This is a genomic window from Microbulbifer sp. CNSA002 (assembly GCF_047324085.1).
Classification (GTDB): Bacteria; Pseudomonadota; Gammaproteobacteria; order Pseudomonadales; family Cellvibrionaceae; genus Microbulbifer.
The window spans coordinates 3,983,660-4,003,080 of the sequence record NZ_CP172449.1; the positions used below are offsets into that span (position 1 = coordinate 3,983,660).

16 protein-coding genes are annotated in these 19,421 nt (G+C 51.7%); 2 read left to right on the forward strand and 14 right to left on the reverse strand.

What is annotated here, in order from left to right:
* Nucleotides 1-16: 16 nt before the first annotated feature.
* The 6 genes from ACG1BZ_RS17710 to mtnP are packed head-to-tail and all read right to left on the reverse strand — an operon-like array spanning nt 17 to nt 5,388.
* The gene (locus tag ACG1BZ_RS17710; RefSeq protein WP_413662977.1) at nt 17-670 is read right to left on the reverse strand and encodes a TIGR04282 family arsenosugar biosynthesis glycosyltransferase; all 654 of its coding nucleotides are present in this window, start codon (nt 668-670) and stop codon (nt 17-19) included.
* Nucleotides 663-1,337 (reverse strand): TIGR04283 family arsenosugar biosynthesis glycosyltransferase, encoded by a 675-nt coding sequence (locus ACG1BZ_RS17715; RefSeq protein ID WP_413662978.1) that lies wholly within the window; start codon nt 1,335-1,337, stop codon nt 663-665. The genes ACG1BZ_RS17710 and ACG1BZ_RS17715 overlap by 8 nt, the downstream gene beginning before the upstream one ends.
* Complete coding sequence (locus tag ACG1BZ_RS17720; protein ID WP_413662979.1) at nt 1,337-2,812, reverse strand: dihydrolipoyl dehydrogenase family protein; 1,476 nt, start codon at nt 2,810-2,812, stop codon at nt 1,337-1,339. Before ACG1BZ_RS17720 ends, ACG1BZ_RS17715 begins: the two co-directional genes overlap by 1 nt.
* A 7-nt stretch (nt 2,813-2,819) precedes the next feature.
* A complete protein-coding gene (locus ACG1BZ_RS17725; RefSeq protein ID WP_413662980.1) occupies nt 2,820-3,503 on the reverse strand; it encodes a TVP38/TMEM64 family protein in 684 nt (227 codons plus the stop codon).
* A 32-nt stretch (nt 3,504-3,535) separates the two neighbouring features.
* Nucleotides 3,536-4,483, reverse strand: coding sequence for an arsenosugar biosynthesis radical SAM (seleno)protein ArsS (arsS, locus tag ACG1BZ_RS17730; RefSeq protein ID WP_413662981.1), 948 nt, complete (start codon nt 4,481-4,483; stop codon nt 3,536-3,538).
* 5 nt (nt 4,484-4,488) lie between these two features.
* Nucleotides 4,489-5,388, reverse strand: coding sequence for an S-methyl-5'-thioadenosine phosphorylase (gene mtnP, locus ACG1BZ_RS17735; RefSeq protein ID WP_413662982.1), 900 nt, complete (start codon nt 5,386-5,388; stop codon nt 4,489-4,491).
* 255 nt (nt 5,389-5,643) lie between these two features.
* Between mtnP and ACG1BZ_RS17740 the strand changes: the two genes are divergently transcribed.
* Both ACG1BZ_RS17740 and ACG1BZ_RS17745 read left to right on the forward strand, forming a co-directional pair.
* Nucleotides 5,644-6,210: a DUF2239 family protein gene (locus tag ACG1BZ_RS17740; RefSeq protein ID WP_413662983.1), complete on the forward strand. Its 567-nt coding sequence runs from the start codon at nt 5,644-5,646 to the stop codon at nt 6,208-6,210.
* Nucleotides 6,211-6,222: 12 nt separating this feature from the next.
* Nucleotides 6,223-7,608, forward strand: a complete 1,386-nt coding sequence (locus ACG1BZ_RS17745; RefSeq protein WP_413662984.1) for an MATE family efflux transporter — start codon at nt 6,223-6,225, stop codon at nt 7,606-7,608.
* A 114-nt stretch (nt 7,609-7,722) separates the two neighbouring features.
* On the opposite strand, the gene ACG1BZ_RS17750 is transcribed toward ACG1BZ_RS17745, so the two are convergent.
* The 8 genes from ACG1BZ_RS17750 to sdhA all read right to left on the reverse strand — a co-directional run bounded on the left by ACG1BZ_RS17750 (nt 7,723) and on the right by sdhA (nt 19,418).
* Complete coding sequence (locus tag ACG1BZ_RS17750; protein WP_413662985.1) at nt 7,723-8,442, reverse strand: M12 family metallopeptidase; 720 nt, start codon at nt 8,440-8,442, stop codon at nt 7,723-7,725.
* 479 nt (nt 8,443-8,921) lie between these two features.
* Nucleotides 8,922-9,794 carry a succinate--CoA ligase subunit alpha gene (gene sucD / locus ACG1BZ_RS17755; RefSeq protein ID WP_108734154.1) on the reverse strand — a complete coding sequence of 291 codons (873 nt, stop codon included), beginning with the start codon at nt 9,792-9,794 and terminating at the stop codon, nt 8,922-8,924.
* 2 nt (nt 9,795-9,796) lie between these two features.
* Nucleotides 9,797-10,963, reverse strand: coding sequence for an ADP-forming succinate--CoA ligase subunit beta (gene sucC, locus ACG1BZ_RS17760; RefSeq protein WP_282933818.1), 1,167 nt, complete (start codon nt 10,961-10,963; stop codon nt 9,797-9,799).
* A gap of 161 nt (nt 10,964-11,124) precedes the next feature.
* A complete protein-coding gene (gene lpdA, locus ACG1BZ_RS17765; RefSeq protein ID WP_020412682.1) occupies nt 11,125-12,567 on the reverse strand; it encodes a dihydrolipoyl dehydrogenase in 1,443 nt (480 codons plus the stop codon).
* A 65-nt stretch (nt 12,568-12,632) separates the two neighbouring features.
* Nucleotides 12,633-13,832 (reverse strand): 2-oxoglutarate dehydrogenase complex dihydrolipoyllysine-residue succinyltransferase, encoded by a 1,200-nt coding sequence (odhB, locus tag ACG1BZ_RS17770; RefSeq protein WP_413662986.1) that lies wholly within the window; start codon nt 13,830-13,832, stop codon nt 12,633-12,635.
* 46 nt (nt 13,833-13,878) lie between these two features.
* Entirely contained in the window at nt 13,879-16,710 is a 2,832-nt protein-coding gene (locus ACG1BZ_RS17775; RefSeq protein WP_282933821.1) for a 2-oxoglutarate dehydrogenase E1 component, read from the reverse strand.
* 211 nt (nt 16,711-16,921) lie between these two features.
* Nucleotides 16,922-17,626, reverse strand: a complete 705-nt coding sequence (locus ACG1BZ_RS17780; RefSeq protein WP_282933822.1) for a succinate dehydrogenase iron-sulfur subunit — start codon at nt 17,624-17,626, stop codon at nt 16,922-16,924.
* Between the two features lie 19 nt (nt 17,627-17,645).
* Nucleotides 17,646-19,418 carry a succinate dehydrogenase flavoprotein subunit gene (gene sdhA / locus ACG1BZ_RS17785; RefSeq protein ID WP_282933823.1) on the reverse strand — a complete coding sequence of 591 codons (1,773 nt, stop codon included), beginning with the start codon at nt 19,416-19,418 and terminating at the stop codon, nt 17,646-17,648.
* Nucleotides 19,419-19,421: the final 3 nt, after the last annotated feature.

The window sequence follows — 19,421 nt, forward strand, 5'->3', positions numbered from 1 at the left end:
TTACTCTCGATTACTTTTAATCTGCTTCCCGAAAACCTGCCAGACGCCTCGAAAGAACTCCAGGTAAAAACTGCAAATCCTCAGGGTCATCAATATCCGCAAGCACATCCAATTGCTGACACTGCATATCACATTCCTGTAATCGCTCCAGGGTTTGCTGGGCAACGACTTCAGTACTCCAACATATATCTTCAAACAAGCGAGAATGCAGATACTTCAATCCCAACAGGGTGTAGCCACCATCATTTGCGGAGTACATAACGGAGTCTGTATGCACTAGCGCCACAGCTGCGGCTCGGAGTCTTTCTGCATTTAATGCCGGGCAATCTGTCCCCATCAAAAAGAACCCCTGGCCAGCGGCGTAAGAACTTTTCGCAGCCCGCCACAAGCGCTGACCGAGATCACCTTCTGACTGGCTGTAAAGCTTTACTCCCTGAGGCAATTTGAACTCCTGCCAGAAAGGATGCCGGGAGTTGGGCGCAGCATGCAGCTCGACAGGACCTAGATCCGCCTTCACCGCTTCTGCCAATGTATCCTGCAATAACTGTAATGCGAGAGCGGCTGCGCCCTTCTCTCCCAAAGTGGGAATTAGCCGAGTTTTTGCATACCCTGGCAACGGAGCCTTAGCCATCACTACAAGACGCATGGGCGGCAATAGAAAACTACTCATAGCGCTTTGCCAAACTCTCTGCTGATACGCCCCGCCAGTAATCAAAACGCAATCGCCACATCAATAAAATAGTTCTCAATACGCCGTACTTTTCCCAGCGACGCCCTGAGGTTTCTACTTTTTCCCGAGAACAATAGGGCCAGTAATAACTACGCAAACGACGACTCAGCTCAATATCTTCCATCAACGGCTGCGCAGGGAATCCACCGATAGCTTCGAACAAACCACGGCGCACAAAAATGGCCTGATCCCCTGTAGCAATACCACTAAAACGAGAGCGTAAATTAACCAAAGTCGCAATCAAGGGAAACCAAAAACTGTGTCCGACAATTTGAATATTAAAACGCCCCCAGTGGGCATTCTCCTTTTCGAGGTTTGTGATGGACTTGAGGGCATCTGCGGGTAGACGGCTATCGGCATGCAAAAACACTAACCACTGACCTTTAGCCATTAACGCACCAGCATTCATCTGAACCGCCCTACCCCGAGTGGCGTGGACCAGCTGCAAATCAGACTGCTCTAGAATCTCAACACTACCATCGGTACTGCCGCCGTCTACGACAATAACCTCACAATCTTCCTGCACGTTCAATTGCTGCAAGTGATCCAGTAAAGAGGCTATTTGTTCCTTTTCATTTAATAGAGGGACTATCACACTGAACTGCATTAGTTGCGCCTCCAGCGGTTAAAAACCTCTAAGAAACGTAAAATAGCTGCTGGTGTGTGAGCACGTTTCCAATTGCCCGCGACAAATTTATTGGCTTCACTCATAGTGGGATAGATATGAATCGTTGAGAGAATCTTATTCAATCCCAACCCATATTTCATCGCCAAAATAAACTCCGCAATTAATTCCGCTGCATTTTCTCCGACAATGGAAACACCGAGTATTTTATCTTTCCCCGGCACCGTGAGTACTTTCACAAAACCTCGGCGCGCACCATCGACAATCGCTCGATCTAAATGTTCGAGATCGTAGCGGGTTATCTCGTAATTAACATTCTGTTTACGAGCGGCCTCCTCAGAAAGGCCAACACTGGCCACCTCAGGATCAACAAATACAGCACTGGGAACTAATGAATAATCTACGGCAAATTTTTTGAGATCACCAAAAAGTGCATTCACCGCCGCATACCAGGCCTGGAGGGAGGCCATATGGGTAAATTGATAAGGTCCAGCAACATCTCCTGCAGCAAGAATATGGGGATAGGTTGTACGCAGGTATCCATCCAATTGAAGCCTGCCACTTTCCTGCAAGCCCAAGTTTTCAAGCCCAAGACCTGCCAATTTCGATTGTCTACCCAGCGCCAGAATTACTTCATCAAACTCCAACCTAACCTTATTGCCCTTATTCTGAACAATTAAGGTTCCACCGTTTCGTTCAGGACTACCCTCAAATTCAACGGCTTCATGATCTGTTAATATTTCTACACCATCGCGGGTGAGCGCCTCAGTTACGGCTGCGGATACTTCCGTATCAAGCTCCGGTAATATAGTGTTGGATCTCTCCACCAAGACGACTTGCGAACCGAGCCGGACCAATGCTTGTGCCAGCTCACAACCTATTGCCCCGCCACCTAATAACACCAGTCGGCGGGGCGGAGCTTGTAGCTGGGTAAAGCGATCCCACAAGGTATCGCTTGTGAGGTAATTCACTTGATCGAGTCCGGGAAACGGCGGGGCACTCGGCTCAGCGCCGGTAGCCAATACAATAGCTCTCGCCGTCAGTATTTGCTCTCCCCCATCGTTTAGACAGGTCTTCACCGTCCAGGGGTCTACCAACTCTGCGGTTCCCTGTAGTACTTCAACCCCAAGCTCGGTATAGCGCTCAACACTGTCGTTGGGTTCGATTGCTTGAATAGATTCTCTGACATGCTGTATAACCCGGGGAAAATCAATTACGGGCTCTTGAAGAATAACGCCAAACTCACTTGCACATCGCGCCCTATGGGCCTGCCGCGCGCACATAATCAATGCTTTGCTGGGTACACAGCCGGTATTGAGACAATCACCACCCATTTTACCCGCTTCGATCAGAGTAACTTTTGCTTTAACCGCTGCAGAGATATAAGCCGTGACCAAGCCCGCCGCACCACCACCAATAACAATTAAGTTACGATCAAATTTCTTAGGTTTCTGCATAAATCGATCACCCGGCCTGACGCCTGCGCTTAAGCCAGTTGAGCGCATATTTTGCAATTAAGGGAAACACACCCAATAGAACAAAAGACAATAACAGTGGCAAAGATAAAATATCCTTGAGATTTTCCACTCTCATCAACTGGGTGCCGGCATTTACATAAACTATCGTACCCGCCAGCATTCCGAGCTGACTAACCCAGTAGAAAGTCCAGGCTTTAATATGGGTGAGTCCCATCAGGATATTAATTAGGAAAAAGGGGAAAGCCGGCACCAATCGCAGCGCAAAAAGGTAAAATGCCCCCTCCCGCTCAATTCCCTTATTGACAACTTGAAGCCGCTCTGAGAAACGCCCCTGAATATAGTCCCGGAATAAATATCGAGCCATTAAAAAGGCCAGGGTAGCACCGATACTGGAAGCAAAAGAAACGATTACAGTACCCCAGAAAAGACCGAACAATGCACCGGCCGCAATAGTTAGAATTGCAGCCCCGGGAAGTGATAAGCCAGTCACCAAAATATAGAAGACCAGAAACAAAAACCCGACTAAAAGCGGCGACGACATCTGCCAACGTTTAAAGTCCTCCGCTCCATCCTTTAACTTTTCCAGGCTCAACCAATGGTGTAGATCAAGCAAGTAGAAAGCCACCACCAATACAACAATGGCGGCTACCAGCAGGATTTTTTTACTCATCGTTTTCAGGTTCCATCCGCCATAACAGAAAGCTAGAGAGCCCCACCACAACTACTTCCCTGCCCGGCTGTACAACCGTAACAGTGATCTGCAACGCAAATTGCCGATCCCTTTAGATCTATCTCGATTAAATCTCGCAAATGTAATCGGCCGGGAATAGGCATGTTGAGTTGTTGGTTAAAATCGCAATCAAATAGGTTTCCCTGCCAATCGACACTAACCAAGCTACGACACATAACATCAGCGAGATTATCCGCACTGTAACTGCCTTTAAGTAGCGCCATATAATCGTGAAACTGCCCCTTGGAAACTAACATGGAACCAAAACGCTTGATTGGCATATTGGCGAGAGCGAACAAATGATTAAATTTAATGGAGAAGTGGTTCGCCAACTCTCTTCGGTAGTCCGCCTCCAAAGCACTTTGCTCCGGGGGTAAAAAGGGTCCCTGGGGGTTATAGACCAAGTTGAGCTCTAAGCCACTGCCGGGCTTGCCATAGCCCAATGCATTTAATTTTTGTAGCGCCGCAATGCTCTTATCGAATACCCCTTTACCTCGTTGCTTATCGACATTATCGATTGAGTAACACGGCAGGGAGGCAACGACCTCAACCTGGTTTTCAGCGAGGAATTCAGCAGTATCTTCCTGGCCCGGCTCAAAAAGAACTGTCAGGTTACAGCGATCAATTACATGTACTCCGCGCTCTCGCGCCCCTCTTACAAGAGATCGAAAACCCCAGTGCAATTCCGGGGCCCCACCAGTCACATCTAGCACACGGGGTTTACGGACCGTAAGAACTTCCAATAACAGCGCCAAATTGTCGTCCGACATCATCTCGGTTCGATTAGGCCCAGCATTGACGTGGCAGTGTAAACAGCGCTGATTACAACGGTAGCCAATATTGACCTGCAAGGTCTCAATGGCCCCTCGGTGCAGGGAGGGGAAATCCGATAGCTCCAGCAGGGGTAAGGTCTCACGCATCGATATCACTGCTCCATTTCTTCAAGCTCTGGTTCTGTCGGAGCAAGCAGTGGTTTTATTACAGCTTGTGTTTCCTCAGGCATAGCTTCGAGGGGAGTCACCAGACCGCTCAACAGTGCTGTATGAGCGGAGGACTCCGGTTGCTCAGCCCCTAAAATACGTATGGTTTCCATCGCAATTTGCTGCGCGCGCGTGGCATTTTGCTGAAGATTCGCAATCGCTACCTCTGCGGTTACCGCCTCCTCACGAGGGTGCCAACAATCATAGTCAGTAGCCATAGCCAGCGTGGCGTAGGCAATTTGTGCCTCCCGGGCCAACTTGGCCTCAGGCATATTGGTCATGCCGATAACCGACGCCCCCATACTGCGATACCAGTGGGACTCGGCACGGGTGGAAAACTGTGGGCCCTCGATACAGATATAACTGCCGCCTCGGTGTAACTCAATTGGCTGCTCTGCCTGGGTCAGCGTGAAAGCACGCGCCAAACTATCAGCGACAGCAGAGCATACTGGATCGGCCATGGACACATGGGCAACCGCACCATCTCCAAAAAAGGTACTCTGCCGCCGGCGAGTCATATCAATGAACTGATCGGGGATTAACATATCCAGCGGCCGTACCTCTTCCTGTAGGGAGCCCACAGCCGAGAGAGACAGGATGTAGCGCACGCCGAGCTGGCGCAGGGCATGGATATTTGCCCGATAAGACACTTGGGAGGGAATCAGGTGATGATTACGACCATGACGGGCCAGGAAAGCTACTGATACACCTGCGAGCTTACCGCAGACAATGGCGTCCGAAGTCCTGCCAAAGGGAGTGTCGATATGGACCTCCTCCACCTCAGTCAGCCCCGGCATATCGTAAAGGCCACTTCCTCCAATCACCCCAATCAATGCCCTGGTCATATTCGCTCCTAAACAATTGGTTTTCGGCAGTATAGGAGTGCTCGCTGACCGTGTATATCACTCATAAATGAGCAGCTATTAACCACTGAGCGCCAGCAGGAAAGGCAGGCAAGCACAGCCAGAAAAATTCGTTCTTTACTAATGCCGCTTCGAATATCGCCATTCGGCAGAAAATTACACTTGCAGGTTAACTAACCGACGAACTATATTTACCCGGATAAAAATATTTAATCCGGGTAAATAAGGAGCAAAACTTTGAGCACCGACTATATCGCTATCGATCAGCAACAGATCATCGCCCGAGGGACACTGGAGGTCGTTATTCGCCAAGTGAAAAATATGGGTGCAAACCATGAACCCATTGTTTTTGAGGCCCAAAGCTGTAAACGGGTTGAAGTGGATTGGCATGGGGACACGGAGGAGGTGTTGGCAGTATCAGCTGTAGATACCGCGACTCACAAGGCCAAGCGCGGACGTCCCAAATTAGGAGTTATTCCCAGGGAGATTACCCTGCTTCCCCGCCACTGGGAGTGGCTGAGTCAGCAGCCCGGCGGTGCCTCCGTCACACTTCGTAAGCTGGTTGAGCAGGCACAAAAACAGGTTTCTCCTGAAGAGCGCATCACCCGCAAACAACAGGAACTGGATAAGTTCATGTTGTTAGTTGCAGGGGATACTCCAGGCTTCGAGGAAGCCAGTCGTGCTCTGTATAGGAATAGTAGGATCAGCTTTAAAAAAGCCATCCACTCATGGCCGAGTGATCTCAAAAAGCTAGTATTCAGTAAATTTGAAGAGATTGCAGAGATGCATAGCGGCAAACTTTAAAACGGACTTACTATGAGTGAACAACAAGACAATATATTTGTTAGTGGGGACTTGCTGCCGGTTTTCTTTAAAACGGCTGCGCCTATTATTCTAATAATGCTGGTAAACGGTTCTTTTACTTTATTGGATGCCTACTTCCTCGGGGAGTATGTAGGAGCCGAGGCACTAGCTGCAGTGACTTTGACCTTTCCAGTGTTTATGTTTCTGATAGCGCTTTCTTCATTGATTTCCAGTGGATATTCGAGTGTCCAGGCCAGATTACTTGGTGCAAGGGATATAGATAAAGCGAAGAAGGCCTTCTCTCAAGCCATTACACTAGCACTAATTGTTTGCATTTTATTAATATTGCTTTTTTTAGCAGGAGGCAAACAATTAACATTATTGATTGCCAATGGCTCGGTAGACCTTGCAGAGATGGGGTACACCTATTTAACAATATTGATATTTCTTTCACCGACGCTATTTATTTGCTCAGTGAATTCCGACACTTTACGATGCGAAGGGCGATTATATCTAATGGCCGTGGTTTCCCTATCATCGGTTATGCTCAACATTATTTTCAATTATATTTTTATCGCCCACCTGGATATGGGTGTGGCTGGCTCTGCCTATGGCACCGCCCTGGCACAGGCAATTGCCCTTCTGATAATTGCAGGCTACCGTCATTACGGCCAACCAGTGATTGATATGCAAATTATCCGACTCTCGATTAAACGGAATTTCTGGCCTGAGTACCTGTCTTTAGGCCTACCATCCAGCTTGAGCTACATCGGTGTATCACTCACATCTATCGCTGTAATTTTCAGTATCCAGGCCTGGAGCAGTACCAACTATGATACAACGGTGGGGGCCTACGGCATTACTACCCGAATCATGACCTTTATTTTCCTGCCCCTTCTCGGATTAAGCCAGGCATTTCAAACCCTCGTAGGCAGTAACTTCGGTGCTAAAAGCTGGTCCCGTGCCGACAGCAGTATCAATCTAGCTTTGACAATAGCCTTTTCTTATTGCCTGGTATTACAGCTTGGCGTGCTATTACTAAAAGACACTTTGGGAACCCTGTTCGTCAGCGACCCGCAAATTATTGCAGAGGTTGCACGTATCCTGCCGATGATGACGCTTGTCTACTTTTTGGCGGGACCATTGAAGATGATCAGCACATTTTTCCAGGCCATTGGTGACGCCAAACGTGCCGCTATTCTCGGGGTGACAAAAACCTATATTTTTGTACTGCCATTAATTTTGATTTTACCGTTGATGTTTGGTGAAGTGGGGATCTGGTATGCAGGACCAGTTGCAGAACTGATGCTGCTTATTTTAACAGTTTTTGTACTTTATCACCGTAGTCGCAACCAGGGGAATAAATATGGTTTATACACTTCCCGGGTATCTGCTTAAGTAAATTCTTTGCCGAAATTCGTGGCTGCTGATTACCTCGCTTAAAAATTCACTTAAGATTTATAAATTGAAGGGAGTCTTTGACTCCCTTTTTAGAGTTACGCCTCCCGCCCCTTAGCCCAAGGGGCCAGCAAAAGAATGGGGCAAGGTCTGACGATTGCCATCATAGAGATATGAAAGCATATCCAGATCCCCAGCACTGGGATTCCAGGTAGAACTATTCACCTGATTGGCCGATATTTTACAGCCTCCCTCACGAGTGTTTTTTACAATCCCCAGTGCCCTTGCCTGGTCGTCATACATCATGATGGAGTTTCCATCAAAAGCAGAATTGTGTGTTAAAAACCTGGTGAGGGTTTGCACCCGAGTTTGCTGCTGCAGGGAGTCAAGTGTGTTCTTCACTGACAGAGGGGCGTCGGCACGCATGTGTTCGTGGGCCAAACCCAGTGTATGACCGATTTCATGGGGAAGGGAGGCAATCGCTGCTCTATTAGTTTTCCAATCTACACCACAATATTGATCGGTTTTATTGGTAAACCCTACCGTCGCACTACTGCGGTCGTCCTTAATTGTAACCACTCCACGGCCTGCCGCTCCAACCTGCAGGAACTTAATCGCTGCAAATCTGAACTTTCGATAAATGCAAATTTCCCAATGAGACATAGCCTTTTTTACCGAATTAACATAACCGGAATCTAAATTGGAGGGCACATAATATTTCACCACACCATTCGGCCAAACCCCACCTACCTCTTCATTCCTATCCAAAGAAAATCCACCAAAGTCTATCTTATAGGATATTTTTCGAATATTTTTATCTATAGCTAGCCCCATGCTGACGCACCTCCTGAAAAGTTATTTTCGCTGCCATAACGAGAACCAACACTGCCGCACCAAATTCGGCAAGTCAAAATTCACCCGACAGAAATAGAAAACAAAAAGAGGGAAGAGATCACAAAAAACCTTTCCCAAACACCAAAACCAAAATCGATTCCTGTAATAAAAAATATTCAAATATTTTCAGCAAGCAACCAAAAGAACTAGGAACCACAAGAAAAGCCTTACAAAACGCAGACTTACGTGACCTATAGATAGAAGTACAAAAATGAAGAGAGAATGAAAATCAACTTTCAGCGATAAAAAGAAAACTTAACAACAGATAAAACTGTAAACACCATGAAAATGTAAAGATAGGTAAAACTATTTACTGGGGGAGCCCAGCGCAACTCTGCCTAATCTGACCCGACTTTATACAACCATAAAAAAAGCCACCCAATGGGTGGCTTTTTTGAAAACTAAAAGTTGGCAATTACTTACCAGCCAGTAATTTCCTTCAGAGCGTCGCCGATCTGAGCCAGGGAGCGCACGGTTTTAACACCAGCGTCTTCCAGAGCAGCAAATTTCTCATCGGCGGTGCCTTTACCACCAGAGATGATCGCGCCCGCGTGACCCATACGCTTGCCGGGAGGAGCAGTTACACCAGCGATGTAGGAAACTACAGGCTTGGTAACATTTTCCTTGATGTAAGCAGCTGCTTCTTCTTCAGCAGTGCCACCGATCTCACCGATCATAACGATTGCTTCGGTCTGCGGATCGTTCTGGAACATTTCCAGGATATCGATGAAGTTGGAACCCGGGATGGGGTCGCCACCGATGCCCACACAGGTGGACTGGCCGAAGCCGTAGTCGGTGGTTTGCTTAACCGCTTCATAGGTCAGGGTACCGGAACGGGAAACGATGCCCACTTTACCCGGCTTGTGGATGTGACCTGGCATAATACCGATCTTGCACTCACCCGGAGTGATAACACCCGGGCAGTTCGGGCCGATCAGGCGCACGCCCAGCTCGTCGCACTTCACTTTAGCGTCGAGCATATCCAGAGTCGGAATACCTTCGGTGATACAAACAATCAGCTTGATACCAGCGTTGGCCGCTTCCAGGATGGAATCCTTACAGAAAGGCGCAGGTACGTAGATTACGGAAGCTTCAGCGCCGGTCTTCTCTACCGCTTCTTTAACGGTGTCGAATACTGGCAGGCCCAGGTGAGTCTGGCCGCCTTTACCCGGAGTTACACCACCAACCATCTTGGTGCCGTAAGCAATCGCTTGCTCGGAGTGGAAAGTACCCTGGGAGCCGGTGAAGCCCTGGCAGATTACTTTAGTGTCTTTGTTAATCAATACTGACATGATTATTTACCCTCCGCAGCTTTAACCACTTGCTGAGCCGCATCGGTCAGACTGGTAGCCGCGATAATGTTCAGGCCACTGTCGCTCAGAACCTTGGCGCCCAGATCTGCGTTGTTACCTTCCAGGCGTACAACAACCGGTACTTTAACGCCAACTTCTTTTACTGCGCCCACAACGCCTTCGGCGATCATGTCACAGCGAACGATACCACCGAAGATGTTGATCAGTACGGCTTTTACGTTCTCGTCAGACAGGATGATCTTGAACGCTTCAACAACGCGCTCTTTGGTCGCGCCGCCGCCAACGTCCAGGAAGTTAGCTGGCTTGCCGCCGTGCAGGTTTACGATGTCCATGGTACCCATGGCCAGACCAGCACCGTTTACCATGCAGCCGATGTTGCCATCGAGAGCTACGTAGTTCAGGTCGAACTTGGCAGCGTGCGCTTCACGGGAATCTTCCTGGGAAGGATCGTGCATTTCGCGCAGGTCAGCGTGGCGGTACAGCGCGTTGCTGTCGATTACCACTTTGGCGTCCAGGCAGTGCAGGTTGCCTTCGGTGGTGATTACCAGCGGGTTGATTTCCAGCAGGGCCAGATCTTTTTCCTGGAACATTTTTGCCAGGCCGAGGAAGATCTTGGTGAACTGCTTAACCTGAGTCGGGTTCAGGCCCAGTTTGAAAGCCAGCTCGCGCGCTTGGTAAGGCTGAGCGCCTACCAGTGGATCGATGGTGGCTTTCAGGATTTTTTCTGGAGTCTCTTCCGCTACTTTCTCGATCTCAACGCCGCCTTCGGTGGAAGCCATGAAAACGATACGACGGGTGGAGCGGTCAACAACGGCGCCAAGGTACAGTTCTTGGTCGATGTCAGTGCAGCTTTCAACCAGGATACGGGAAACCGGCTGGCCATTTTCGTCTGTTTGATAAGTTACCAGACGCTCGCCCAGCCACTTCTTGGCAAACTCTTCAATCTCTGCCTTGGAATCTACCAGCTTTACACCGCCAGCCTTACCGCGGCCACCAGCGTGTACCTGGGCCTTTACTACCCACTTATCACCGCCAATTTCGTCAGCCGCTGCTGCTGCCGCTGCCGGGGTTTCCGCTGCAATGCCTTTGGAAACCGGCAATCCGTATTCCGCAAACAGTTGTTTGCCCTGATACTCATGCAAGTTCATAGTCAATACCAATTCACATATAAAATGTGTTTACTAATTGCAGATCACTCTGCACCTGAAAGAGAAATTTAAAATTTCCGTCGTTGCAAATTTCAAATTCCACAAATGAAACCGGGGCGCTAATTAATCAATAATTAGTGCCCCGAAATCGAAAAATATTCTTACTTGCGCTTCTTGCGATTTACGGTGTGAATCGCATGGCCGTTCACTCCCAGCGCCGCTTCTTTCACAGTTTCGGAAAGAGTCGGGTGCGCAAATACCGTCATACCGATGTCTTCAGCACTGGAGCCGAATTCCATCGCGATCGCCACTTGCTGAACCAAGTCTGCGGCAGACGGGCCAACAATATGGGCACCCAGTACGCGGTCAGTTTCCGCGTGAGCAATGATTTTCACAAAGCCCTGGGTATCGTTGGCGGCCATAGCGCGGCCGTTGATAGCAAACGGGAAGCTGCCTACGTTGTAGGGCTCGCCATCGGCCTTCACCTGCTCTTCGGTGCGACCAACCGCAGCGATTTCCGGGTGAGTGTAAATAACGTTGGGGATCACGTCGTAGTTCATCATCGGCTTCTGGCCAGCAATGCGCTCGGCAACCACAACACCCTCTTCTGAGGCCTTGTGTGCCAGCATTGGGCCGCGTACCACGTCACCAATCGCCCATACGCCCGGTGCAGAAGTCATGCACAGGTCGTTGACATAGATGAATCCACGCTCGTCCATCTTCACACCGGCATCTTCAGACAGAAGGCCTTCGGTGTAAGGGCGACGACCAACGCAAACGATCAGCTTGTCGAAAGTTTCCTGGTGCTCTTTACCATCTTTGTCCTGGTAAGTAACAACCACTTCTTCGCCTTTCACTTCGGAGCCGGTTACGCGGCAAGCGAGGCGGATATCCAGGCCCTGCTTCTTGAAGATCTTCTGGGACTCTTTGGCAACCTGTTGGTCCATGATCGCCAGGAACTTGTCCATCGCTTCAAGAACAACCACTTCGGAGCCCAGGCGGTTCCATACAGAACCCAGCTCCAGACCGATAACACCGGCACCGATAACACCCAAACGCTTTGGAGTTTCAGTGAATTCCAGAGCACCAGTGGAATCGACAATAATTTTGTTGTCTACCGGAGCGGGCGGAATATTTACCGGTACAGAACCGGAAGCCAGAATGACGTTTTCAGCTTCGTAGACGGTGCTGTTGCCTTCGTCGTCGGTTACTTCCACTTTCTTGTTCGCCAGCAATTTGCCGGTGCCGAAAATGGAGGTCACTTTATTGGCGGTGAACAGACCTGCTACACCACCGGTCAGCTTCTTAACGATCTCGCCTTTGCGCTCGATCATCTTGCTCACATCCATCTTGACCTTGCCGACTTCAATGCCGTGCACGTCGAGAGCATCTTTGGCTTCGTGGTATTTCCAGGAGCTGTCCAGCAGTGCCTTGGAAGGAATACAGCCAACGTTCAGGCAGGTACCGCCATTTACGTATTTACCTTCCTTGTTTTTCCACTTTTCGATACAAGCCGTTTTCAAGCCCAACTGAGCGGCACGGATGGCAGCGACATAACCACCAGGACCGGAGCCAATTACGATTACGTCAAATTTTTCGGACATGATCAGTTCCAGATATTTCTAATGCAGTGTGATCGAGGGGGCCCGCAGGCCCCAAGATTTATTGTTTAAACTTCGAGCAAGATACGCGCTGGATCTTCGATCATTTCCTTGATCGCTACCAGGAAGCCAACCGCTTCCTTACCATCGATCAGACGGTGGTCATAGGACAGCGCCAGGTACATCATCGGCAGGATTTCCACCTTGCCATTTACCGCCATCGGGCGCTCCTGGATTTTGTGCATACCCAGAATTGCGGTTTGCGGTGGATTCAAAATCGGAGTGGACAGCAGGGAACCGAATACACCACCGTTGGTGATGGTGAAGGTACCGCCAGTCATCTCTTCGATAGACAGTTTGCCATCCCGGGCGCGAACACCCAGATCGCGGATATTGTTTTCCATATCCGCCAGGCCCATGTTCTCCGCATTGCGCAGAATCGGCACAACCAGGCCTTTCGGAGAGGAAACCGCTACACCGATATCCTGGTAACCGTGGTAAACGATATCGTTGCCGTCGATAGACGCGTTCACTGCGGTGTAACGCTTCAGCGCTTCTACTGCAGCTTTTACGAAGAAGCCCATAAAGCCCAGGCGAGTGCCGTTGTGGGTCTTCTCAAACAGGTCTTTGTAGTTCTTGCGCAGATCCATAATCGGCTTCATGTTCACCTCGTTAAAGGTGGTGAGCATGGCGGTGGACTGGGAAGCGTCCAGCAGGCGCTCAGCGATACGCTTGCGCATACGGGTCATAGGAACACGCTTCTCTACGCGCTCACCCGGAGCAACCGCAACTTCAGCAACTGCAGCGGCAGGTACAGCAGCGGCAGCCGGCGCAGTGCCCGCTTTCATTACGTCTTCCTTAAGAACGCGACCACCCTTGCCAGTGCCTTCAACACCGGCCAGGTCTACGCCCTTCTCAGCAGCCATTTTCTTGGCAGATGGCATGGCAATTTTGTCGCCAGCCGCAGGAGCTGCGGCTTCGGCAGCCGGAGCTTCTGCTTTTTCTTCCGCCGGGGCAGCAGCTGCGCCAGCGCCCGCTTCAAACTTGGCAATCACCTCATTGGAGAGAACGGTATCGCCCTCACCCTTGATGATTTCAGTCAGGGCACCATCGGCAGGTGCAACAACTTCCAGCACAACTTTATCGGTTTCGATATCCACGATCAGTTCATCGCGGGACACAGCTTCACCGGGTTGTTTATGCCAGGTGGCGACAGTTCCGTCCTGAACTGATTCAGGGAAAGTTGGCGCTTTAATCTCGATCGTCATTTTTTCTGTTTCCTGAGATTGACTCTTCACTTATTACTGCCGCCGGTTATTTGACGGTCAGCGCCTCGTTGATGAACTTATTCTGTTCTTCAAGGTGCGTGGACATATAGCCCGCCGCAGGTGCTGCGGATGGGGCGCGGCCCACATATTCCAGATCCAGCTTCGGATGGGTTTCCGACAACAGGCGACGCAAGTGGTGCTGGCTGGAGTACCAGGCGCCCTGGTTCATGGGCTCTTCCTGACACCAGGCAACACTCTTGATCTTCTTGAATGCGGAAACCGCTTCCACAAACTCTTCGTCCGGGAATGGGTACAGCTGCTCGATTCGTACGAACGCCACATCTTCCTGTTCGCGCTCCATACGGGCTTCCAGCAGGTGGTAGTAAACCTTGCCGGAACACAGAACCACACGCTTCACTTTGTCTGGATCTACGCCCTGGTCCTGGATCACGTTGTGGAAGCGACCTTCTGCCAGCTCTTCCAGGCTGGAAGTGGCCAGCTTGTGACGCAGAATCCACTTTGGACTCATAATCACCAGAGGACGACGCATGGGGCGCACAGCCTGGCGACGCAGCAGATGGAAGATCTGTGCCGGGGTAGTGGCGTTACACACCTGGATATTGTGCTCCGCACACAGCTGCATAAAGCGCTCGAGGCGCGCAGAGGAGTGCTCTGGGCCCTGACCTTCATAGCCGTGCGGCAACAGCATTACCAGGCCGCACATACGGCCCCACTTGTGCTCACCGGAAGTGATGAACTGGTCGATCACAACCTGGGCACCGTTGGCGAAGTCACCAAACTGGGCTTCCCACACCACCAGGGACTTTGGTGTCGTGGTGGCGTAGCCGTATTCAAACGCCAACACCGCCTCTTCGGACAGCAGCGAGTCGTAGATATAGAAAGGCGGCTGGTCTTCAAACATATGCTGCAAAGGCACGTAGCTCTGACCGTCTTTCTGGCTGTGAACCACCGCGTGGCGGTGGGAGAAGGTACCGCGACCCACGTCTTCACCGGTAAAGCGGACCATAAAGCCCTCTTCCAGCAGAGTACCGTAAGCCAGGGTTTCCGCCATGCCCCAGTTCAGAGGCAGGGCGCCACCGGCCATTTTGCGGCGGTCTTCATAAATTTTGGAGACCTGGCGCTGCATTACCACGCCGTCGGGCACGTTGGTCATGCGAGTAGCGACATCCTGCAGCTTCGGCAGCGCATAGCCGGTATCTGCAGGCACCTGCCAGTCGTGGCCCAGGTAGGGGCTCCAGTCAACAAACATGGAGGAGTCCGGCTTCTTCACAAGACCGGTAGCAACGTCTTCACCGGCATCCAGTTTGTCGCGGTAGTCGTTAGCCAGCTTGTCTGCGGCAACCTTGTCCAGGATGCCCTCGCCCACCAGCTTCTCGGAATAGAGCGTGCGGGTAGTCTTGTGCTTGCGGATAGTCTGGTACATCAGCGGCTGGGTACCAGAGGGGTCATCGGTCTCGTTGTGGCCGCGACGACGGTAGCAGACCAGGTCGATAACGATGTCTTTCTTAAATTCGTAGCGGTAGTCCACCGCCAGCAGCGCGGCCAATACGACCATTTCCGGGTCGTCGCCATTTACGTGCAGCACCGGCGCATCGATCATCTTAGCGGGATCGGTGGAGTACTCGGTGGAGCGGGCATCTTCGCGCTTGCTGGTGGTAAAGCCCACCTGGTTGTTCAGTACGATGTGCACAGTACCGCCGGTGTAGTAACCGCGGGTCTGGGACATCTGCAGGGTTTCCTGCACCACACCCTGGCCGGCAAAAGCCGCGTCGCCATGGATGTTGATCGGCATTACTTTCTCACCGGTCGCATCTTTGCGGCGATCCTGGCGGGCGCGTACGGAACCCACTACCACAGGCGCACTGATTTCCAGGTGCGACGGGTTAAAGGCCAGGGCCAAGTGCACTTCCCCACCGGGAGTCATCACGTTGGAAGAGAAGCCCTGGTGGTACTTCACGTCACCGGAAGTATCGAGGGTCTTCTTGCCTTCAAACTCCTGGAACAGATCCGCAGGGTTTTTACCGAGGATATTAACCAGGGTATTCAGGCGGCCGCGGTGGGCCATACCGATCACCACTTCCTTCACCCCGTAGGTGCCGGAGCGACGGATCAGGGCATCCATCATCGGGATCAGGCTCTCACCACCCTCTACACCGAAGCGCTTGGTGCCGGGGTACTTGGAGTCCAGGTGGCGCTCCAGGCCTTCAGCGGCGGAAAGGCGCTGCAGGATTTCAATCTGGATGTCGGTGCCGAAGTTGGCTTTAGACTGGCTGCGCTCAAGGCGCTGCTGGAACCACTGCTGCTCTTCCAGGTTGGAGAGATGCATGATCTCCGCACCCAGATTGCCACAGTAGGTATTCTCCAAACCCTCGACGATTTCACGCAGGGTCGCCTCTTCTTTACCGAGGAACAGGCTACCGGTATTGAAAGTGGTATCGAAATCACCCTCAGTCAGGCCGTGGTAGCTCAGTTGCAGGTCGGGCACTTGTTCGCGAGCCATCAAACCCAGGGGGTCGAGGGTCGCTTTTTTATGGCCGCGATGGCGGTAGGAATCGATCAGTTGCAGAACTTTAATCTGCTTGCGCTCGTGCTCAATATTGGCAGAGCCGGCCGCACCGGGAGCGGCCACCGGACGCGCGCGGTGTTTGCTGAGCAGCTCAAAGTGCTGGCGAACAGCGGCGTGGGAAACATCGCTGCTGCCCTCAACGCGGGGGAGGCTATCGAAATAATTGCGCCACTCCTCGGGGACACCGTTGGGGTCGTGCAGATAGGTCTCGTAAAGCTCCTCCACGTAGGCAGCATTGCCCCCGGAGATATGGGAGCTACGCCACAGCTGCTCCATGGTACTTTCGTGCATGTTGATGCCTACCTCAATTGCAGTGTGCTTATCTTCTCTTGAGCCACTGCGCTTTCCTTTCACTCACAAAAGGGGAGGCGCACAAAGCCACCTCCCCTTTTCAGTTTTTTACCGGTTAGAACCGGCTTTTTGTCGTTTGCTTGGCACCCTACCTGGCACCGGGTTCGCAGAGCGCGAACCCCAGCGGGCCGATAACCGGCCGCAGCATCCCCTACACGGCGCGGGTCAGCAGCATATTGCGGATATGGCCGATCGCGCGCGTCGGATTCAGTCCTTTCGGGCAAACATTGACACAGTTTTGAATACCGTGACAACGGAATACGCTGAAGGGGTCATCCAGATTTGACAGGCGCTCATCAGTAGCCAGGTCGCGGCTATCTGCCAGGAAGCGGTAAGCCTGCAACAAACCAGCTGGGCCGATAAACTTGTCCGGATTCCACCAGAAAGACGGACAGGAAGTGGAACAGCAGGCGCACAGGATACACTCGTACAGACCGTCGAGCTTTTCGCGATCTTCCGGAGACTGCAGACGCTCGATGGCCGGAGCCGGGGTATCGTTTTGCAGGTACGGTTCAATCTTCTTGTACTGCTCGTAGAACTGCTCCATATCCACAACCAGGTCGCGGATAACAGGCAGGCCCGGCAGCGGACGCAGAACCAGTTTACCCTTGGGGGCAGCTTCAGACAGTGGCGTAGTGCACGCCAGACCATTGCGACCGGAAATGTTCATACCGTCGGAGCCACAAACGCCCTCACGGCAGGAACGACGGAAAGACAAGGTCTGATCTTCGGCTTTCAGCAGTTCCAGAACGTCCAACACCATCAGGTCCTTGCCCTTGGTGTCCAGTTCATAGTCCTGCATATAAGGCGCTTTGTCGGTTTCCGGGTTGTAACGGTAAATGCTTACTTTCAACATACTCTATTCCGCTCCCGAATCAGTAAGTCCGAGCTTTCGGTTCAAAGGCTTCCATAGTGTTAGGCGCGAAGTTTACTGCACGCTTGCCAACACGTTTTTCCGTGGGGAAATACATAGAGTGGCACAGCCAGTTTTCATCATCGCGCTCCTGGAAGTCCTCACGGGCGTGAGCACCGCGGCTCTCAGTACGGGTCTCTGCAGCAACTGCAGTGGCCTCGGCAACTTCCAGTAAGTTTTGCAGCTCCAGCGCTTCAACACGGGCGGTGTTAAACGCGCGGCTCTTGTCTTCGAGGCGCACATTTTCAATACGCTCGCGCAGATCTGCAAGCTTCTTCACACCTTCGGCCATAAAGTCGCCGCGACGGAATACGCCGAAGTGGTTCTGCATCACGCCCTGCAGCTCTTTGCGCAGGTCGGCAGCCTTCTCACCCTTCTCATTGGTTTCCAGGTGATTCAGGCGAGCCATAGCGGCTTCGAGATCAGACTCGGAAGCTTCGCGGTGCTCGATACCTTCGCGCAGGGACTTCTCAATAAACAGGCCAGAAGCGCGACCGAATACCACCAGATCCAGCAGGGAGTTACCACCTAAGCGGTTGGCTCCGTGTACGGACACACAGGCAACTTCGCCACAGGCGTAGAAGCCATCAACAATCTGGTCGTTACCCGCAGCGTCCTGGGTCAGAGCCTGACCGTGAACGTTGGTGGGAATACCACCCATCATATAGTGACAGGTAGGTACTACCGGGATCGGCACCTTAACTGGGTCGGCGTGGGCGAAGGTCTTGGACAGCTCACAGATACCGGGCAAACGGCTGTTGAGCAGCTCTTCACCCAGGTGATCAAGCTTCAGGAATACGTGATCGCCTTCCGGGCCACAGCCGCGGCCGTCGAGAATCTCGAGAACCATAGAGCGAGCCACAACGTCGCGGGAAGCGAGGTCTTTGGCGTTGGGCGCATAGCGCTCCATAAAACGCTCACCATCTTTATTGATCAGGTAGCCACCCTCACCGCGACAACCTTCGGTCACGAGTACACCGGCACCGTAAATACCAGTGGGGTGGAACTGCCACATCTCAATATCCTGGACCGGCATACCGGCACGCAGGGCCATACCGACACCGTCACCGGTATTGATGTGTGCGTTGGTGGTGGAAGCGAAGATACGACCGGCACCGCCGGTAGCGAATACAGTCGCTTTGGATTTGATATAAACCACTTCGCCATCTTCGATGCACATGGCGATCACACCCACAACAGCACCGTCCTGGTTCTTCACCAGGTCAATCGCAAACCATTCGTTCAGGAATTCGGTTTTGTGCTTAACGTTGTTTTGATAGAGGGTATGCAGCAGTGCATGGCCGGTACGGTCAGCAGCGGCACAAGTACGTGCAGCCTGGCCACCGCGGCCGAAATCTTTAGACTGACCGCCGAAGGGGCGCTGATAAATACGACCTTCCTCAGTACGGGAGAAAGGCAGGCCCATGTGCTCCAGCTCAAATACCGCTTCTGGACCTACGGAACACATATATTCAATAGCGTCCTGGTCACCGATATAGTCGGAACCCTTAACGGTATCGTACATATGCCAGCGCCAATCATCGTTGGGATCTGAACTGGCAATTGCACAGGTAATGCCACCCTGGGCAGATACTGTGTGAGAACGAGTCGGGAATACCTTGGTAATAACCGCAGTTTTATAGCCGGACTGGGCCATCTGCAGGGCAGCGCGCATACCGGCACCGCCTCCACCAATTACAATCCCGTCAAATGAAATAGTACGCATGTTCGCCATTGC